At 55.0% G+C, this 19,019-nt stretch carries 15 protein-coding genes; 5 read left to right on the top strand and 10 right to left on the bottom strand.

Annotation, left to right across the window (positions count from 1 at the left end):
- The first annotated feature begins 46 nt into the window (after positions 1-46).
- The 5 genes from lgt (at position 47) to secG (ending at position 4,365) form a co-directional block, all read left to right on the top strand.
- Positions 47-802, top strand: a complete 756-nt coding sequence (gene lgt, locus H8E27_03965; protein MBC8324763.1) for a prolipoprotein diacylglyceryl transferase — start codon at positions 47-49, stop codon at positions 800-802.
- On the top strand, positions 799-1,737 hold the full coding sequence (locus H8E27_03960; GenBank protein ID MBC8324762.1) for an RluA family pseudouridine synthase: 939 nt from the start codon (positions 799-801) through the stop codon (positions 1,735-1,737). Before lgt ends, H8E27_03960 begins: the two co-directional genes overlap by 4 nt.
- 129 nt (positions 1,738-1,866) lie before the next feature.
- The gene (locus H8E27_03955) at positions 1,867-3,087 is read left to right on the top strand and encodes a phosphoglycerate kinase (protein ID MBC8324761.1); all 1,221 of its coding nucleotides are present in this window, start codon (positions 1,867-1,869) and stop codon (positions 3,085-3,087) included.
- A 9-nt stretch (positions 3,088-3,096) separates the two neighbouring features.
- A complete protein-coding gene (locus H8E27_03950; protein ID MBC8324760.1) occupies positions 3,097-3,852 on the top strand; it encodes a triose-phosphate isomerase in 756 nt (251 codons plus the stop codon).
- 9 nt (positions 3,853-3,861) lie between these two features.
- Positions 3,862-4,365: a preprotein translocase subunit SecG gene (gene secG / locus H8E27_03945; GenBank protein MBC8324759.1), complete on the top strand. Its 504-nt coding sequence runs from the start codon at positions 3,862-3,864 to the stop codon at positions 4,363-4,365.
- An 82-nt stretch (positions 4,366-4,447) separates the two neighbouring features.
- Here the strand turns inward: secG and H8E27_03940 are convergent, their stop codons facing one another.
- From H8E27_03940 to H8E27_03895, 10 genes are all read right to left on the bottom strand, one after another.
- Positions 4,448-6,193 (bottom strand): ABC transporter ATP-binding protein, encoded by a 1,746-nt coding sequence (locus H8E27_03940; GenBank protein ID MBC8324758.1) that lies wholly within the window; start codon positions 6,191-6,193, stop codon positions 4,448-4,450.
- A gap of 1 nt (position 6,194) precedes the next feature.
- Positions 6,195-7,103 carry an ABC transporter permease gene (locus H8E27_03935; protein ID MBC8324757.1) on the bottom strand — a complete coding sequence of 303 codons (909 nt, stop codon included), beginning with the start codon at positions 7,101-7,103 and terminating at the stop codon, positions 6,195-6,197.
- Between the two features lie 83 nt (positions 7,104-7,186).
- Positions 7,187-8,146, bottom strand: a complete 960-nt coding sequence (locus tag H8E27_03930; GenBank protein MBC8324756.1) for an ABC transporter permease — start codon at positions 8,144-8,146, stop codon at positions 7,187-7,189.
- A 216-nt stretch (positions 8,147-8,362) separates the two neighbouring features.
- A complete protein-coding gene (locus tag H8E27_03925; GenBank protein MBC8324755.1) occupies positions 8,363-9,985 on the bottom strand; it encodes a peptide ABC transporter substrate-binding protein in 1,623 nt (540 codons plus the stop codon).
- 45 nt (positions 9,986-10,030) lie between these two features.
- Complete coding sequence (locus H8E27_03920) at positions 10,031-11,695, bottom strand: hypothetical protein (protein MBC8324754.1); 1,665 nt, start codon at positions 11,693-11,695, stop codon at positions 10,031-10,033.
- A complete protein-coding gene (locus H8E27_03915; protein MBC8324753.1) occupies positions 11,692-13,566 on the bottom strand; it encodes an ABC transporter permease in 1,875 nt (624 codons plus the stop codon). The genes H8E27_03920 and H8E27_03915 overlap by 4 nt, the downstream gene beginning before the upstream one ends.
- A 56-nt stretch (positions 13,567-13,622) precedes the next feature.
- Positions 13,623-14,822 (bottom strand): ABC transporter ATP-binding protein, encoded by a 1,200-nt coding sequence (locus tag H8E27_03910; protein MBC8324752.1) that lies wholly within the window; start codon positions 14,820-14,822, stop codon positions 13,623-13,625.
- Between the two features lie 14 nt (positions 14,823-14,836).
- Positions 14,837-16,831 (bottom strand): cation-translocating P-type ATPase, encoded by a 1,995-nt coding sequence (locus H8E27_03905; GenBank protein ID MBC8324751.1) that lies wholly within the window; start codon positions 16,829-16,831, stop codon positions 14,837-14,839.
- 18 nt (positions 16,832-16,849) lie between these two features.
- Positions 16,850-18,046: a hypothetical protein gene (locus tag H8E27_03900; protein MBC8324750.1), complete on the bottom strand. Its 1,197-nt coding sequence runs from the start codon at positions 18,044-18,046 to the stop codon at positions 16,850-16,852.
- Positions 18,043-19,017: a hypothetical protein gene (locus H8E27_03895; protein MBC8324749.1), complete on the bottom strand. Its 975-nt coding sequence runs from the start codon at positions 19,015-19,017 to the stop codon at positions 18,043-18,045. The genes H8E27_03900 and H8E27_03895 overlap by 4 nt, the downstream gene beginning before the upstream one ends.
- Positions 19,018-19,019 lie beyond the last annotated feature (2 nt).

The raw sequence follows: 19,019 nt of genomic DNA, 5'->3' as shown, positions 1-19,019 counted from the left end.
AACAAGCCAAGCTTGCTCCGGACTGCCGCGCGGATTAACGTGCCGCGTGCATCCGGTTGCATTTCAAATTAGCGGGTTAACGGTTCATTGGTACGGCATTTTGCTGGCCTCGGGATTTATGCTGGGGCTGTGGACGGCTGGGCGGCGCGGAATGAAGATCGGCCTCAACGCGGAGGATCTCTCCAACCTCGTGCTGTGGATTTTCATTTGCGGCATCGCCGGCGCCAAGCTGCTGTACGTCATCAACGAAGGCGACAGCGGCAAGCCGCTCAAGGAATTGCTCTTCCAACGCTCCGGCTTGGTGTTCCACGGAGCGCTCATTGGCGCGAGCATCGCCATCATCATTTTCACGCGCGTGAAAAAAATGCCCGTGTGGGCCACGTTCGATGCCCTCGCGCCAAGCATCGCGCTGGGCCACGCCTTCGGGCGGTTGGGCTGTTTTATGACCGGCTGTTGTTATGGAAAAACCTGCGCCTTGCCGTGGGCGGTGACGTTCCCCGAGGGTCACCCCACCCACCCCGGCCACGTTCATCCCACACAGATTTATGAATCGCTTTTGAACTTCGCCCTGTTCGCGGGGCTGGCGTTGCTATTTCGCAAACGCAAATTCGACGGACAAATCTTTGCCGCATATTTAATGGGCTACGCAGTCATTCGATTTGGAATAGAATTTTTAAGGGACGATCCCCGTGGCAACACTCTGGGCGAATTACCTCCTGGCCAACTCATCAGTATCGGCTTGCTCGTCGCCGGAGGCATTTTGTGGGCCAAGCTGAAAGATCGCCCCGTGAAAGAGGTATGAGCCGACGCGAGACACTGCGCGTCGAGGAATCGCAACCCAAGGCGCGGCTGGACAAGTTTTTGCAGGGGCATTTCCCCGAAACCTCGCGTGGCACCTTCCAGCGCCTCATCGAAAACGGCAACGTGCGCGTGGACGACCAACCGACCAAAGCCACGCACCACCCGCGGGCGGGCGAGGCGATCACCATTGAATGGCCCGAAGCGATCCCCTCTGAGGCGATACCCGAAGACATCCCGTTGGACATTCTTTTTGAGGATGACCATTTGCTGGTGCTCAACAAACGCGCAGGCATCGTCGTGCATCCCGCCGCCGGCCACGAAAGCAACACGTTGGTGAACGCGCTGCTGCACCATTGCGCCGGTCAGCTCAGCGGCATTGGCGGTGTGGCGCGGCCGGGCATTGTGCATCGGCTGGATAAAGACACCAGCGGCTGCCTCGTGGTGGCCAAGAACGACGACGCGCACCTCGCACTCTCCGCACAGTTTGCCGACCGCACAACCACCAAAATTTATCACGCCCTGGTGTGCGGCCAACCGTCCAAACCAAAGCACACTGTGAAAGAACCCCTCGCACGCCATCCGGTGCATCGCAAAAAAATCGCCATCACCCCCAATGGCCGCGATGCGCACACAGATTTTCGAGTACTCGAACTCTTAAATAAATCCGCACTGATCGAAGCCACCCTGCACACCGGACGCACCCACCAAATCCGCGTGCACCTACAGCACCTCGGCTGCCCCGTGGTGGGCGATGCCGTCTACGGCGGCCGCCCCACCCGCGCCTTCACCCAAGCCACCAGCTACACCGCCCCGCGCCAACTGCTCCACGCCTTCACGCTCAGCTTTGATCATCCCGCCAGCGGTAAACGCCTCACGCTCGAAGCGCCCTTGCCGGACGATTTCCAAATAGCCTTGGACTTGCTGCGCGCAGAGTAGTGCAACTCTCGGGAGGGCGAAGCTCCCACCCAGTTTTGGCATCACCTTCAAGTTCGTTAAAAATGCGCGAAAACCGCTGTTTTTCTGCTTTTATCGGGCGCTTGCTTGGTCTATGCTCCGCGCCCGCTTATGGCGAAATTGACGATTAATAACTTAAATTTAAAGGGAAAACGCGTGTTTACACGCGTGGACTATAATGTGCCGATGGAGGAAACCGGCGGCACAATGGTGATCAATGATGACACACGAATCCGCGCCACGCTGCCCACGCTTCGATTGCTCACCGAAAAAGGCGCGCGCATCATCCTCGCCGCGCATCTTGGCCGGCCCAAAGGCGAGCGCGTGGCATCGATGAGCCTCCGTCCGGTGGCCAACAAACTTGCCGAATTGATCGGCCAACCCGTGGCCTTCGTTGACGATTGTGTGGGCGAAGCCGCCTCTTCGGCGGTGAACAATTTGCAGGACGGCGAAATCCTGTTGCTCGAAAATGTCCGCTACCACGCCTGCGAGGAAGCAAATAAACCGGACTTCGCCGAACAACTTGCGGCCAATGCCGATGTGTTTGTGAACGATGCCTTCGGTGCAGCACATCGAGCGCACGCCAGCACGGCGGGCATCGCGGAAGTCATCACCGCCCGCGGCGGCCAATGCGCAGCGGGATTGTTGATGGAACGCGAGTTGAAATTTCTTGGCGAAGAACTGAAAACGCCGGACAAGCCTTTCGTCGTCATTCTCGGCGGCGCAAAGGTGTCCGATAAAATCAAAGTCATCGATCGCTTAATTGAAAAGGCCGACACCATTCTGATTGGCGGCGCAATGGCCTACACCTTCAAACTCGCGCTCGGCAAATCTGTGGGCGATTCGCTGGTGGAACCGGATAAAGTCGATATCGCCCAAGCCGCGCTGGACAAAGCCGCCGCCCGTGGCGTTGAATTTTTATTGCCGACCGATAATTTAATTTCCCAAATGAATGACGGCAAATGGGCCGACCCCGAGGTAAACAGCTCCGAAGACATTCCCGATGGACGCGAGGGCGTGGACATTGGCCCCGCCACCGCTGCACGCTATGCCGAGGCCATCACTGGCGCAAAGACAATTTTATGGAACGGTCCGATGGGCATTTTTGAGGACGCGCGATTTGCCAAAGGCACGATGGCTGTGGCTGTCGCCGTGGCGGGCGCCACGGGCGCGGGGGCTGTCAGCATCATCGGCGGGGGCGACAGCGTGAAGGCGTTGAACCAAAACGGATTGGCCGAACAAGTCACTTTTATGAGCACCGGCGGCGGCGCGAGCCTTGAATTTCTTGAGGGCAACGAATTGCCCGGCGTAGCCGCGCTCTCTGAACAATAATTTAATCGAATGAACAAAGATCGAAAATTAATCGTTGCCGGAAACTGGAAGATGAACAAAACCGTGGCCGAAGCCACGGAACTAGTGGAGGCCCTCAAGCTCGAACTCGCCAATCAAACAGAAGTGGACGTGGTGTTGTGCCCGCCGTTCACCGCGTTGGAGCGAGTGTCGGCGGGGATTCGCGAAACTCGCATCCGCCTTGGTGCACAAAATATGAGCGAGCAGGATTTCGGCGCGTTCACCGGCGAGATTGCCGCCGGGATGCTGCGCGAGTTGCTGGTGCACTTTGTCATCCTCGGCCACTCCGAACGGCGCGCGATCCAAAAGGAAAGCGACGCGCTCGTAAACGCCAAGGCCAAAGCCGCGCTCGCCGCCGGACTTAAGCCGATTGTTTGCGTGGGCGAAACGCTCGCCCAACGCGAGGGCAATCAAACTGAGGAAGTGGTGGGCGAACAAATTCGCGGCAGCCTTACCGGATTGACGGATGACCAATTGCGCGACACCATCATCGCTTACGAGCCCGTGTGGGCGATCGGCACCGGCAAAACAGCCACCACCGAACAGGCGCAAGCCGCGCACGCGTTCATCCGCGGCCAGTTGCCCGCGAGCGTGTCCGCCGAAGTGCGGATTCAGTACGGTGGCAGCGTGAAGCCCGACAACGCGCGCGAATTAATGAGCCAACCCGATGTGGACGGCGCCCTCGTCGGCGGAGCATCATTGGAAGCCAAAAGTTTTATTGAAATCATTACCAACACACTCAATTAAGGAAACCCAATGGAAATTCTAAATCTTGCCCTCACGATCATCCTGTTTTTAATCAGCCTATTTCTCATCCTGCTGGTGCTCGTGCAACTGCCCAAAAAAGAAGCCGGTCTCGGCACAGCCTTTGGTGGCGGCACCACCGACGCCCTCTTTGGCGCCGGCGCCGGCAACGTACTCACCCAACTTACCAAATATTGCACCATCCTGTTCCTCGTACTCTGCCTCGTGCTATCCTACATGAACAAACGCGACGGCGAAACAACCGGCACTGCGAAAACAGGTAATAATAAAGCCAACACAGAACAACCCGCCCGACCGGGCAACGGATTAGGCGGTGTCCCTTCCACCAATCAGCCTGTCCCTTCCACCAATCAGCCTGTCCCTTCCACCAATCAGCCTGCCCCTTCCACCAACCAGCCTGCCCCTTCCACCAACCAGCCTGCCCCTTCCACCAACCAGCCTGCCCCTTCCACCCCCGAAACCGCGCCAACACCGTTAGAGGGTAAAGAAGACTAAAACTAGCGCTTGGGCAATAGCTCAAAGTGCTGAGACTTGTGTGAAAAGAGCATCCCTTTTGTCGGCATATGCCGACAAAAAATCATGCCACCCGCTGCTTGATGAAGTCCACGCTATCGCGGGGAATGGCCTCGATGAGACGTTGGGTGTAATCCTCGGCGGGGTTAGCGTAGATGGCTTCGGCTCTGCCCTGCTCCACGATTTTCCCATCGCGCATCACGGCCATTGTATCGGCCATAAATTTGACGACGCTGAGATCGTGGCTGATGAATATGTAGGTAAGGTTGCGGCGGCTTTGAAGTTCCTTCAATAAATTCAAAACCTGTGCCTGCACCGAGACATCCATTGCACTGACAGCTTCGTCGCACACGATGAACTCCGGTTCGAGCGATAGCGCGCGCGCCACGCAAATACGCTGGCGTTGGCCGCCGGAAAATTCGTGCGGATAACGGCGCAGAAAATGCGGCTCCAAATCGACCTCCTCCAGCAAGACCGCCGCGCGGTCGCGACGATCGCTGTGGCTGCTGCCAATGCCGTGCACGGCCATCGGCTCGGTGAGCGCCTGTTCGATGGTGAGGCGCGGGTTGAGCGAGGAATACGGATCTTGAAAAACGATTTGCATCCGCTTGCGCAGCGGCAACATTGCAGCGGCATTGCGGCCGGCGATTTCTTCGTCCAAAAATTTCACACTACCGGCGGTGGGCGCCACAAGGTTGAGAATGGCGCGGCCGGTGGTGGTTTTACCACTGCCGGATTCGCCAACAAGACCGAGTGTGCTGCCAATCGGCACGATAAAGCTGACGCCGTCGACCGCTCGCACCACGCCTTTTGGGCCGGAAAAAAAGCCGGCGCGTTCAGGGAAATGCACTTGGAGATCGTTCACCTCGAGCAGCAAATCAGTTTCGTCGATTTTCGGTTCCTCGATTTTTTGCATCGCCTCAATGCGGGCGACCGCATCGGGCTTTTCGCTGAGCTCGATTTCGCCGGCCACTTCCGTTTCATCAAGATAATCGGAAACGGTGGGCAGCACGTTGAAGGTCGATTCCAATCGTGGTCGACAGGCGAGCAATCCTTTGGTGTACGGATGTTGCGGGTTTTCAAAAATCGGCAAGACCTCGCCCTGCTCCACAATATGGCCGTGATACATCACCACCACGCGATCGGCCAGCTCGGCGATGACCCCGAGATCGTGCGTTATGAAAATAACTGACACGCCGAGATCGCTTTGCAATTTCTTCAGCAACCGCAGAATTTGCGCCTGCACAGTGACGTCCAGCGCGGTGGTCGGTTCATCGGCAATGAGTACTTCGGGATCGGTGATCAGCGCCATGGCGATCATCACGCGCTGGCGCATACCGCCGGAGAATTCGTGCGGATACGAATGCACTCGCTCGGCGGCGTCGCTCATACCCACTTTCTCGAGCATCGTGATGGCACGTTGCAGCGCCTCTTCACGATTAGCTTGGCCGTGAATGAGTAGCGGTTCGATAAGCTGCTCAGAAATTCGCAAATACGGGTTGAGCGAAGTCATCGGATCCTGAAAAATCATTGAGATGCGCTTACCACGTAGCGACCGAAACACCGCTTCATCAGCGGCAAGCAAATTGTTGTCATCAAACATTGCCGTGCCGCCCTCGATGCGTCCGGGCGGTTGTGGCACGAGGCCCATCAGCGTGTGCACCGTCACCGATTTGCCCGAGCCGGACTCGCCCACGATACCGAGAATTTCGCCCTTTTCTAGATGGAACGAAATGCCATCGACCGCCTTCACCACGCCATTGCGCGTGTGAAAGTAAGTTTTCAAATTGTCGACTTCGAGTATTGCCATATCAATCCTTCGATGATTTAGGATCCAACGCATCACGCAGTCCATCGCCAATAAAGTTTAGGCTAAAAAGTGTGAGCGAGAAAAAAGCAGCCGGGAAAAGCAGCAACCACGGGTAATCCTCCATACCCTCGGCGCCCTGTTTGATGAGCACGCCCCAGGAAGTGTCCGGCGCCTGCACGCCTAGCCCAAGGAAGCTGAGCACCGATTCAAGCAGCATCACCGCTGGCACGGTTAGCGTGGTATAAATAATCACCGGCCCAAGCAGGTTGGGGAACAGATGGCGGAAAATAATCCGCGCCCGACCATAGCCAAGCGCCACGGAGGCCTCGACAAACTCCTGATTTTTCAACGCCATTACCTGCGCGCGAACAATGCGCGACATAGTCAGCCATTCGACAAAGCCAATGGCGAAAAAGAGCAGCAGGAAGTTGCGCCCGAACATAACCATCAGCAGCACGACGAAAATGAGAAAGGGCAACGCATAAAGGACATCTACAATGCGCATCAAAAACTGATCCACACGCCCGCCAAAGTAACCGGCCACCGCGCCCCAGATGACACCGATGACCAGTGACACTGCCGTGGCCATGAAGCCAACGGCCAGCGACACGCGGCCGCCTCGCAGCACTGCGGCGCAAAGGTCGCGGCCCAACTTGTCGGTACCCATCAGGTGGCGGGCGGGTTGGGTGGCAGCCGGTTCCAGCGGCGTGTTGCAGACATAACAGTTTTCATCTTCGGAATAAAGATGCACGTATTCATGGTTTGGGCAAACGAAGGGGTGCTTTTCCGATAAAGGCGGCCGCGCTTGGAAGGGCAAATCGATGCTCTCGTGATCGTATGGCAGCAGCGAGGGGCCCACGAAACTGAGCAGTGTGATCAACGAAAAAACGCACAATCCGAACACTGCCATCTTGTTTTGAAACAAACGGCGCCGGGCGTCCTTCCAAAGGGAACTGCCTTCGTCAAGATTAACATCAGCTAGGCGGTCGCGTTTCATTGGGTTCGGATGCGGGGGTTGAGCCAGGCTTGGAGAATGTCGACAATGAGGTTGAGCATTAAAATAAGCGTGGCGTAAAACAGCACGGTTCCGAGCACGAGGGTGTAATCGCGGTTAGTCGCCGCCTCGATGAAATGTCGTCCAAGTCCGGGGATTTGGAAGATGGTTTCAATGACAAACGAGCCGCTGATAATCCCAGCGAAGGCGGGCCCGAGAAAACTGACGGTAGGCAGCAACCCGCCGCGCAAGGCGTGCTTTACCACCACACGCGTTTCGGTGAGACCCTTGGCACGGGCGGTCTTGATGAAATCCTGACTAAGCGTCTCGAGCATACCGCCGCGGGTGAGCCGAGCCACCATGGCGGCGTAGAAAAACCCCAACGTGCAGGACGGCAATACGCGGTCGCCGGGCCAGCCCTCGGGGAAAAAGCCTTCGGCGCCCCAAGCCGACCAGCCGGCTACGGGGAACCATTCCAGCCAGAGGCCAAAAACCAGTACCAGCAGCGGGCCCATCACGAATGTGGGCAGGCAAATGCCCACCATCGCGAACGACATGGGGGCGTAATCGAGGATGGTGTTTTGTTTCAATGCCGCAATGGCACCGGCGGTGATGCCCAACAACAGCGCGATAGCCATCGAGTAAAGGCCCAGCTCCAGACTCTTGGGAAATGATTCGCGGATGATGTCGTTCACACTCTTGCCCTTGTGCTTGAAGGATGGGCCGAGATCGCCCTGCAATAAACCGGAGCGTTCCCGGCGAAACACCTCCACCTCGCGCACGCCGGAAGTGGCGTTTTGATCCAAAGGCCGGGTCAGCCATTGGCTGTCGCCCTGCACGGTCTTGACCACGCCGGAGACCGTGACGCGGAGGGTGGCGTTCACATCCTCGCGCCGGTATTCCTTAGCATTTTCACCAGTCGCAAAGGTCACCCGATGCTTACTCACCTCCTTGGCCATTATGCCAAGATAAATGAGGTATTGTTTTCCAAGCGGCTGATCCAACCCATAGTAGGCCTTGATGCGATCGCGCACTTCCTCGGTCATTTCCTTTTCATCGCTGAACGGATCGCCCGGCGCCATTCGAACCATAAAAAAGGTTATGGTGGCAATGACCCAGAGAACCGGGACAAAAATAATAAGCCGCTTGAAAAGATACCGGATCATTGCACGCAGCTACTCGAGATAGATGTATTTGTAGGGGTGATGATCAAGGATGTTCGGGTGCCAGCCGCGCACGTTGGGTTTCACGAGGGACAGGCTCACATAAAAATAAATGGGGATGACCGGCATTTCGTCGAGCAGGATGGCCTCTGCCCTCTGAAATTTCTCGAAGCGCGCTGTGGAATCGCTGCTCTGTCCGGCTTCATTGATCAGCCGGTCGTAGCGGGCATTGGACCAGCCAGTTTGGTTGTTGCCGCCGCCAGTGAGCCACATATCGAGGAAGGTGTTGGGGTCATTATAATCTCCAATCCATCCGGCGCGGGCCACGTCGTACTTAATTTTGTTAACGGTGTCCAAGTACACTTTCCATTCCTGATTAAATAACCCAATGTCAATATTGAGGGTTTTCTTCCACATTTGCTGGAGCGCTTCGGCAACTTGTTTGTGGGCTTCGCTGGTGTTGTAGTAAATATCAATCTTGGGGAAGCCTCGGCCATTGGGATAGCCCGCCTCGGCCAGCAACTGGCGCGCGCGGTCAGGATCAAAGGTGAACTTGGTCTTCGATGTGTAGCCGGCAGTGTCGGGCGGCGTCATATAATAAGCAGGAATCTGACCGGCCTTCATCACGAAGCGGGTTATCTCATAGCGATTGATGGACATCGCCAGTGCCTGTCGAACGCGTTTGTCCTTCAACGCTTTGTGATTCACATTCACTCGATAAAAATAGGTGCCGAGGTACGGATCCACACGCAGCACTTGCGGCTCCTCTTTTTGGTAATGCTCAATGCGGGTGAGTGGAATGGTCTGGGTAACGTGCAACTGGCCATCCCGAAACATTTTTTCTTCAGTCTCGGCACTAGAGATGGGTAGAAAATAAATCTTCTCCAGCCGGACCTTGTCCGCGTCCCAGTAGCGGGGGTTTTTCTCAACAAGAATGTGCTCGTTGAGCTTCCATTCCTTGAGGCGAAAGCTGCCGTTGCCCACGTAATTTTTGGGCTGGGTCCATTGAGAATCGCGCTGGGTCATGCCACCAAACTTCTCGATGGTGGGCGGGTGTACCGGATACCACGAGTAATGATTGATGAGCTGGAGAAAATATGGAGTGGACTCCTCCAACGTAAGCACAAGCGTACGGTCATCCACCGCCTTTACGCCAACTTTGGAAAAATCTTTCAATGTGCCCTCGTTAAACGCCTTGGCATTTTTCAGCACATGCAGCATGTAGCCGTACTTGGTGGCCATTTCCGGGGTGAGCATCCGCTCGTATGAGTATGCAAAGTCGCTGGCTTTCACCGTATCGCCATTGGTCCATTTTGCATTTGCGCGAAAGTGGAAGGTGTATTCGCGGCCGTCCTCGGATATTTCCCACCGCTCGGCCACTCCCGGCTCAGGCGCAAGGGTCTTGGGGTTTTCGCTCAGCAACCCTTCCAATAACGCAGCCAGAATGAAATGCTCCGGCACACCGGTAACGATTTGCGGGTCCAGTCCTTCCGGTTCCGATGAATTGCCGAGCCGAAGTACCTGTTTGCTCTTATCAATCGGCTGACCTCCCCCCGAGCCTTTGTTGGTTTCATCCGCCTTCCCGCATCCCGCGCAAAGGACGGCGAAGCAGGAAATGAGTTGAACAATCCGCATAGGGAAAAGGTGGTTCACCAATCGCGCCGGGGCAAGCCGGGATTATTACTGGCCGGGACCGGGTTGGGGTTGGGGGCCCGGCGATGGCGGAGGTGTGGGCACCTCGGGCATTTCGCCTTCGGCTAACCCAACGGCAGTCCGCAGCATGGCTGCGCGCACTTTACTTTCTTCCAGGAGAAAGGCGCGCATCCGTAGAATCCGAATGACTTCAAACGGAGGCAAGGAGACTCGACCGCCTTTGGCATTAGCAAATCGCGCATTATAGCGGTCCACCACTTCTTTGGCCATTCCCAAGGCGGAGTCAGCCTCTTCCGCATCGCCTTCACCCAGCAAGGTAAAGTGGCGAATCAGTAAGCCGGTGAAGAGGGCCTGTGTTTTGTCGAAGTTGCCTCGCTTCACGTCTTCCTCCAGCTTGTAACGGATAAACTCATCCATGTTTATCGTGTCATTCTCAAAATCAAAACCGGGGTAGAACCGGACTTTGCCCGGATAAAGCTTGGCGCAAACTGTCAGCCAATAGCGGGCTTCTTCTTCGCGGTTGTAGTAGTAGAACCAGTTGGCGGCGCGGCGCAAAAAATTAAAATGCGCCGTTCCGAAGGTGCTGGAAATATCCTCACCGCGCGTCTCCTGCGCCTGCTTGATCATCTCCTGATAAGCCTCATGAGCTTTTGTGGTGATGTCCAAATTGGGAATAGTGCTCCAACTGGCGCTGATGTTCATCATATTCCGGGTGGAACCTCCAGGGCCGGTGACATTCTGAAATTCGTACTGATTGTCAATTGGGTTCCAGTTCAACTTGCCGCGCTCGAAGGCATACATCATCGATTGATAAATGATGCGCTCGAGCTTTCGTAACGCCTTCTCGCGGGATGGATTATGCGAACAGCGTTTGAGGCCGAGGTGAGCCCAGTAAATGGAATGTGTTTCAGGAATCCGCCAGTCCAAGGCGTTCACGATCTTGCCGTTGGGAAGCTTGGATCTGCCGTACTTAATGGCCACCGCTTTGATTTCGCGCGGATCCAGCCGATATTTTTTGCGCAACACTTTCACGCGCGCAGCCACTTCGTCATTGGGCGGGTCGATTAGCTCATCAAAGTTGGGGACGCCATTGGAATTGCGGGCATCCTCGGGTGTGGCCCACAGTACCGCGGTCATGTTGTTCATCCATTGCCGTTTATATAAACGATGGTGGTCATCCATGTTATGCCCAACCTTGTGTTGGAAAATCCAGGCCAACTCGTGGTAGATGATTGGCTCCTGCGGACAGTAACGGATGCCTTCATCGCGTAATAACCGAATGCCCTCCTGCACGTATATCCAGCGGGTTTCGCCATCGGGATGTTTCACCGAGATATTGTAAGCCATGTTCCAGGAACGATTGGCCCACACCGTGGGGACATTGGGCTGAAGTTGGGAGACCCATTGGGAAAGTTGCATTTGTTCCTGATACCGTTTTTCCAGCTGGGCTTCGTTTGCGCGCAGCCAAAGGTAGGAGGAGATGATTCCGCGAAACCCGCTCAACGCCTGAGTGGCAAGCACCAGCAAGGGCGGGGCATTCTGCAAGGGTTCGAGATAGTTATGACTCAGCTCGGCCCGTTGCTCGTTCAGCCGGCCTTGAACAACAAACGTCAATGCCAACAACAACACGATGAGCCCGGCCAAGGCGGGCTTGGGCAGGCTATCAACGGTATTGGCGCGGCGTGCGGTCATTCGGTAGTATCGGTAATGGCCAGTTGGCGGCGGGTTAAGATTAGCATCCCGAGCCCGGAAATCAAGAGGCCCGTTACGCCCCAAATATAACTATAGGCCCGGCCCAGTTGCCCCCAAGTGATGGCCCGGCCTTCGGTGAGATCTCCAATCGGTGAGTAATCCTTTACTGGTGAGATCACTGCCACCATCACCTTAAATGAATTGATTGCAAAAATATCCACCACAGAAGTGTCGTGCACTCCGTCGGTATAGGTCTGCATAATGGTATCATCTTTCACCACGTCTTTCAGCAATCCGGTGCAAAAGGAAATGAGCAGGATTCCTGTGCAGGCAAACACCGCCATAGGGAGGGACATAAAGCTTGCGGCCATGAGCCCCAGCGCGGCCAACGCACCCAGCCAGGCAAATACCACAGCCAATGCGCGCAGGTAATTTTTGAAAAATCCGCCCTCATAATACATCACCTCCACGCCGCGAGGATCCAGCTCGCCGGTGGTTTCATTCAGAAATGGCAGTTTCAGCGCGGCCATATATTCCTGTTCCGGTTGCGGAATTTCCGCATTCATCACATTCACATACAATTTACCATCCTCACCAAAAACGCTGACCTCTTCGCGTTCACCATTTTCTCCAAGGCGAAATCCCTTGGCCAGCATCGCCTCCTCGATTTGGGTTCGCGCAATATAGCTTCCCACAATTTCAATGCCGGGTTGATCGATTGAAGGCCCATACCCCACTACGGTACGATATTGACGATCCCCTTTGAAATTCATACGAGTATCCAACAGTTGAAATCTCAGAACCAACCCGCTGTCTTCGTCAAACCCTCCCCTTGGTTTTTGGAAGATAAACTGCCTTGCGGTTTCCGGCCGCATCACTTGTGAGCTGATCAGGTATCCCATGCGCACCCTGTCTTGAATTTGCCGCTGAATATCAAAGGGCAGCGACTGGGGAATCTCCACATTCTCGAAAGCGCCCCCCTTATTTGCCCGGCGATCCTGCTCGGCCCGGGCCATCGCCTGAACCTCCATTAGGGCTTTGGCTAATTCCACTCGCTCATCATTTTCCCGCTGCAGTTTCCTCCAGTCTTTATACGAACTGGAATTCATACTGTTCCCGCTCCGCTCCATTATTTTTACATCCACCAATTCCAGCGGAGCCCGGGCGACCAGCACTTGCGTTCGCAGTTCACGCTCCGGCAAACCCGCCAACAATTGCTTAAGCGCACCCATCGGCTGAAATATCGGTCTTTGATTGTCGTCCAACTTTAATTGGCGTTTCTCTTCCTGAAGCACAAACACCTCTTCAACCCGAACCCGGTTTTCCCTCAATGCCTTGGTGACATCCTGTTTAATTTCATCATCAGTCCGATCTTTGAGCCGTTCGTATTGGGAACTGGTCAGCACACGCGCGCGGTATTCCACCATCGCGTACACCACCGTTCCCGCCAAACCTAACAGGACGAGGTTTAGGCCCATGATGCCCAGCCATTTGCCCAGCCAGATTTGCCAGCGAGCGATGGGTTTGGTGACTATCATCTGCATTTGGCATCCGCCAATATCCGACGCCATACTGCCCACCGCCAGCCACAACGTGGAGAGCCCCAAAATGCCGGTGGTCATGCTCAGGGTGTAGGTGAGGATGATTTGCGCCATGCCCTTGGCCGAGCCGTCATCTCGCAAAACAGCCGGCAGCCCGCCCACAGCGAGCAACAGAAGAATGATCATCACCCAAATAAAACGAAGGCGAACCGCCGTTTTCCACGTAAGCATGGCAACGTGTCGAACGCGACAATCTAAAATACCCCACACGATACCGCCGCAGATGACAAGCAGCAACATGCCACTCAACGCAACGCGGGTCCAACTCATTAAATAACTGTGTTCAATGGGGTTGAAGTCCATCGTGCAAAGTCGGCGAGGTTGAATCAATCGCCGCCGAGCAGACCGGAGAGTTTGTCATCGGCCTCGTCGAGGGATTGTGATTGTTTAGTTTTTCCTGAATCCCGTTTGACGAGCTCTTTCTTAGTCTCGTCACCGGAGAGGGAATCAAGTTTAGCGGTGTCCACTTTTGGCTTCTCCGGCACGGGCTCAGCCGGGGTGGGGACGGTTTTGGCGGATTCCTTTTCGGCAAGCCGCTCAAGCATCTTGTCTGCCTGCGTGGGCAACGGATCATCCGCCCGCAAAAATTCAGCCACCTCATTACCCGCCGTGGAGCCGGAGGTCCCCTCGTCCTTCGCGATAGCATTTTCCACCACGTTCAGGAAAAAGCTTTCCAGGTTTTGAGTCGGGTTTTCCACGCGCACCTGATCTTTGGCCACGTGTTTACCAAGGACGTTCATGACTTCCTGCTGGGCTTTCTCGGACAACGCAGGAAGCGTGAAGCGAATGGTGTCGCGTTCGGTCAGCAATTCCTCCAGCGTTCCGTACTGTTGAATTTTGCCGCCATAATAAATCACTGCGCGATCGCACACATCCTCCACGTCAGCGAGCAGATGACTGGACAGGATAACCGTCTTCCCCCGCGCTTTGAGGTTGAGAATGAGATCCTTAATTTCCCGGCAACCCACCGGATCCAAACCACTGGTGGGTTCATCGAGAATCACCAGATCAGGATCGTTGATCAACGCTTGAGCCAACCCGATCCGGCGCTGCATACCTTTGGAAAACTCACCCACTGTCCGCATTTGCGTGGCGGTGAGTCCCACCATGTCCAACAATTGTTCTGATCGGATTTTTTTCTCTTTGGAATCCAGCGCAAACAAACCGCCAAAAAAATCCAGCGTCTCAGTTGAATTCAAATACTTGTAAAGATACGATTCCTCCGGCAGATACCCGATCCGTTCTTTCGTTTTCACATCACGCGGGCTTTGGCCAAAAATGTCGATGAATCCCTTGGTCGGATTGAGCAGGCCGAGCATCATTTTGATGGTGGTGGATTTCCCCGAGCCATTAGGGCCCAGCAAGCCGAAAACCTCGCCGGTGCGCACCTCGAAGTTCACCCCATTTACCGCGCGCGCTTTGGGCCGTCCCCAGAAATCGCGAAATACTTTGACCAAATTGTCAACCCGTACGATCGCCCCGCCTTCGGTTTCGCGCGATGTATCTTGTGTTTGTGTTTCAACCATAAGCGGGAATCAAATTAGTCCGTCTCCACTGCCAATTTGGGCTCTGCCCCAATTTCGATCTCGGCCGGTTCTGAATCCTTAGCCTCGGGCTCGGACTCGCGCCCTTCTTCAAACGGATCAAATTCCTCACCTTCACGAACCAGTCGGGCACTATTGAATACCACGATCAACGAGCCGGCCACATTCAACATGGCTGCCTTCACCGGAGTGATGTAACTCAACGTGGCCAGAACCAGCCCGATGATGACAAACAGAATTCCAAAAATAAAATTCTGGTTAATCACGCTGCGTGTCATCCGGGAGAGATGCACTAAAAAGGGAAGACGCCGCAGATCATTATTCATCAGCGCGATGGTGGCACTTTGAATGGCCACATCACTGCCAGCTGCGCCCATAGCGATGCCGATATCGCCTGCCTTGAGCGCGGGGGCATCGTTCACGCCATCACCCACGAAGGCAACCTTGTAACCCTTGGATCGGATATCCTGAACGTATTCCACTTTTTGGCCGGGCAAACATTCCGCGCGCACCTCTTCGCAGCCCACCTCGGCGGCCACACGCTCGGCCACCGGCGTACGGTCACCGGAGACAATCGCAAGGCGGCGCACACCTTCATGCCGCAATTCCGACAGCGACTCGGCCGCCTCAGTGCGGATCTCATCGGTCATCCCCACCCAGCCGATGAATTCCCCGTTGCGACTAACAAACACCAAACTGTATCCGGCGGCTTCATCAATATCTACCGAGCCGGTGAGATCACCGGTCACGCCAATTTCGTTGAGCCACATTTCCCGGCCCACCAAAATCTTGGCACCGTCCACTGTGGCCTGCACGCCTTTACCGGCGATTTCCTTAAAATCTTTTGGATCAGAGAGCTTCAACCCCGCTTCCGCTGCCAGTTTCCCAATCGCTTTTGCGGTGGGGTGATTGCTGTATTGTTCCGCCGTCGCGGTTGCCAGTAACAACTCGGCGCGGGTTACCCCTTCCACCGGAGCCAAACGACTCACCGTCAGGGTGCCTGTGGTGATGGTGCCGGTTTTATCAAATACAAACGCGTTGATCTTCGCAGCTAATTCAATATCACTCACCTGCTTGATGAGAATCCCCAAACGCGACGCAGTGGCCACCGCAGCCACCATCGCAGTGGGAGTGGCGAGGATAAAAGCCACGGGGCTGGACACAATGAACACAGAGATCACGCGGTTCAAATCCTGCGTGAAGGCCCAAACCAACGCGCCAATGACCAACACCAACGGCGTGTAAAATCCCATGTACTGATCCACAATTTTCATCAGCTGCGTCTTGGATTGCGCCGCCTGTAAAATCAATTCGCGCACCCGGCCAAATTCCGTTTGCTCCCCGACTTTGGTGACGTTGACTTCCAACATCCCGTCCAGATTGATCGTGCCCTGAAAAACATTGTCGCCGGGTTGCTTATCCACCGGCAGCGATTCACCGGTGATGTTGGCTTGATTGATCGATCCGGTGCCCAGAAGAATCTCACCATCCGCAGGCACATTGTCGCCCGGCCGCACGCGGATGCGATCGCCCACGGCGAGGTCCACCGCCGCCACTTCTTCCTCAACGCCATCCACGATCCGAATGGCTCGGGTGGGCGTCAGCTTCATCAATCGGCGAATAGCTTCCTTGGCCCCGGAAGCGGTTCGGCTCTCAATCATTTCACCGAGCAACATGAAAAATGCCACGAGCCCGGCGGCGTGATATTCGCCCGATGAAAACGTTGCCAACACCGCGATGGCCACCAGCTCATTGGTGGTGAGCAGTCCTTGCCGCAAATCATGTATGGTGGTGCGAAAGATGCGAATGCCAAGAATGAACGCACCGATCATGGCGCTCAGGTCACCCACGCTGGATTCCGATCCGAGAAACCAATCAGCAATAAAGCCATTGATGACGAACAGGATGCCGACGAAAATATATTTCACCGTGGTGGCGGCCTGTTTGACTTTGGCGTTCTCCGCCGTTTCAAGTTGTTCGGTGTCCTGCATGGGTTTGGCAAAAAATATTTATTGGCCGGCCGGCGGCGTGGGTGGCGGTCCACCTCCGGGAGGCCCCTGTTGTCCACTTAAATTATCGTAAGGTGATTTCTTCGGCTCGGGCGGTTTGGGGTTAATGAGTAGATGCACTTTTTGCCGGGGCCCGCTGCGATTAGAAATCACATAAATTTTCAGATCCGACTCCGTCATGAGCCGGTCGAATACTTCAAAATAAAGCCGGTGCATCCCGTGCCTCCGCTCCTCGATCGAGCGCACCGGGGCGCCTTCTTCTTCCCCGCCGTAAATACTGTAAAACCGCTGACGCAATGCCTCCGCTTCCCGCATGGTGCTGACGGCCTGCCCCTTGGCTTTGCTCAGAACGACGGCCACTTCACCGGTGGGGTTGGTGCTGTTTTCGTCGCCCATAATGGCATCAACCGTTTGGCGGGCTTTGTTTTTTTCCTGTTGAATAATATCACCTGCATTTTTCAGGGAACTGTTCATCCCTTTATATGCGGTCCGAATCATAAACGGCAACTCCACATCCGCCTGTCGAATGTAAACTCCGTTGATTTTCACCCCTAATCCGTATTGCTTGGCCAGTTCCTTCGTCCGGTTCTTCACGTCTTCAGTGAAAAGCTGAAGCTGGGACTGAAGCTCTTCCATTCTCACTTCAAAGGCCGCATGGGTGATGGCACTTTCGAACGCGGTGGTTAACACTTTCTCGGGCTGGGCAAAATTAAAGGCAAATGCTTTTGGATCTTCGATTTCAAAATTCAAGGTGGCCTCCAAATGCAGAATCCGTCCATCGCGGGTTAACACGTAGCCATCTTTTTCAGCGTTCAACGGATGGTTATCCAAATCATCACCGATCTCAATGCGGCCCACCGGTGAGTATTTGAAAAACTTTGTGGTGATCGGACGTTCCCGTTCGATGGCCACCCGTTCCTCCAACGGATAAGGTAGGGCAAATCGGATCCCCGATTCGAACACATCTTTGGAGGAGGCTTCACGCGCTTTACCAAAGCGCAGGATGATTACGCCTTCTTTCTTTCCTTCCACCGTGGAGGTATTGGAAAAAATCAGATAAACCACCAGCACCGCAATCACTAGCTTCAGGATGGTGAAGCTGCTTTGCAGCGCCTGATCCATCGCCCGCGACCCGGCTTCATGCCCCAAGTCGTGGTCGACCAAATCTTTGTTTTTTTCGTCCGAATCGCTCATCATTCAGGGGCAGACTCAGTCTGCGTATTATCGGGGAGCTTGGTTTCCTTCATCAAAAAATTCCCGCGCAACGGTTGCAGGAATGGGAAATTCTCATCGAGGAAGAGAGTGGTTTCCTTTTTCAAAACCGATTCCATTGCATTGAGCTCGATGAGAAAGGCGGCTAAATCCGCATCTTTTTCTTCCAATTCAGAAAAAATCTTTGCTTCATCAGCGCTTGCATTGGCTGCGATGATGTCGGCTTTTGCCCGGGCCTCTTTGAGCGCGCTCGTTCGTTTGTTCGCGGCTTCCGTTCGAATTCGCTGGGCTTCGTCTTGAGCCTTTTTCATGTTCGTGGCGGCCTCATCGTCCCATTGAGTAACCATGGAATTTAACGTCACTTGAACACTGTGTTCAGTGATCCCAACCCGGCGAATGCCCACAAACCGTAGCTCAATTCCAAATGCTTCGGCCTTGGGTTTCACGTTGCTCAGAATTGCCGCTTCCAATTTCCCGAAGGTGTGTTGCTTCCCTTGTGCTGCCCGTTCTCCTTCATGAAGTGATTCGGTGGTGACGATTAGGTTTTCTTTGTCACCAAACACCGAGGTCACCGCTCCTTCGAGGGCCTGTCGCAAATAGGCTTCGGCAGAAGCGCGGCGGGCGGCAGCGGAACTGCCTTTCGCTTTTTCAATGAAGGTCTTGGGGTTATCCTGAATGCGCCAACCGAGGTAGGGCTGCACCACTAGGCTGCTGTCGCCGGTACTGATTTGGCCGTATTGGGTGGTGAGCAAATGGATGCGGCGGTCAAAGGTGTAAACCTCCTGAATGGGCCAGGGCCAACGAAATCTCAGGCCGGGTTCCTGTATGGCATCGGCACGTTTGCCAAAGGTTTCCACGAACACCACCTGATCCTGTCGCACTTGAAAGGTGAATATGTACGAGCCGAAGATCAGCAGCAGCAACGCAAAGATGATTATGTTTACGGTTTTTTTCATAG

This window comes from Limisphaerales bacterium, from assembly GCA_014382585.1.
Lineage (GTDB): Bacteria > Verrucomicrobiota > Verrucomicrobiia > Limisphaerales > UBA1100 > JACNJL01.
Note: the sequence above shows the minus strand (reverse complement) of the source record. Positions and strands in the feature narration are given on the sequence as shown.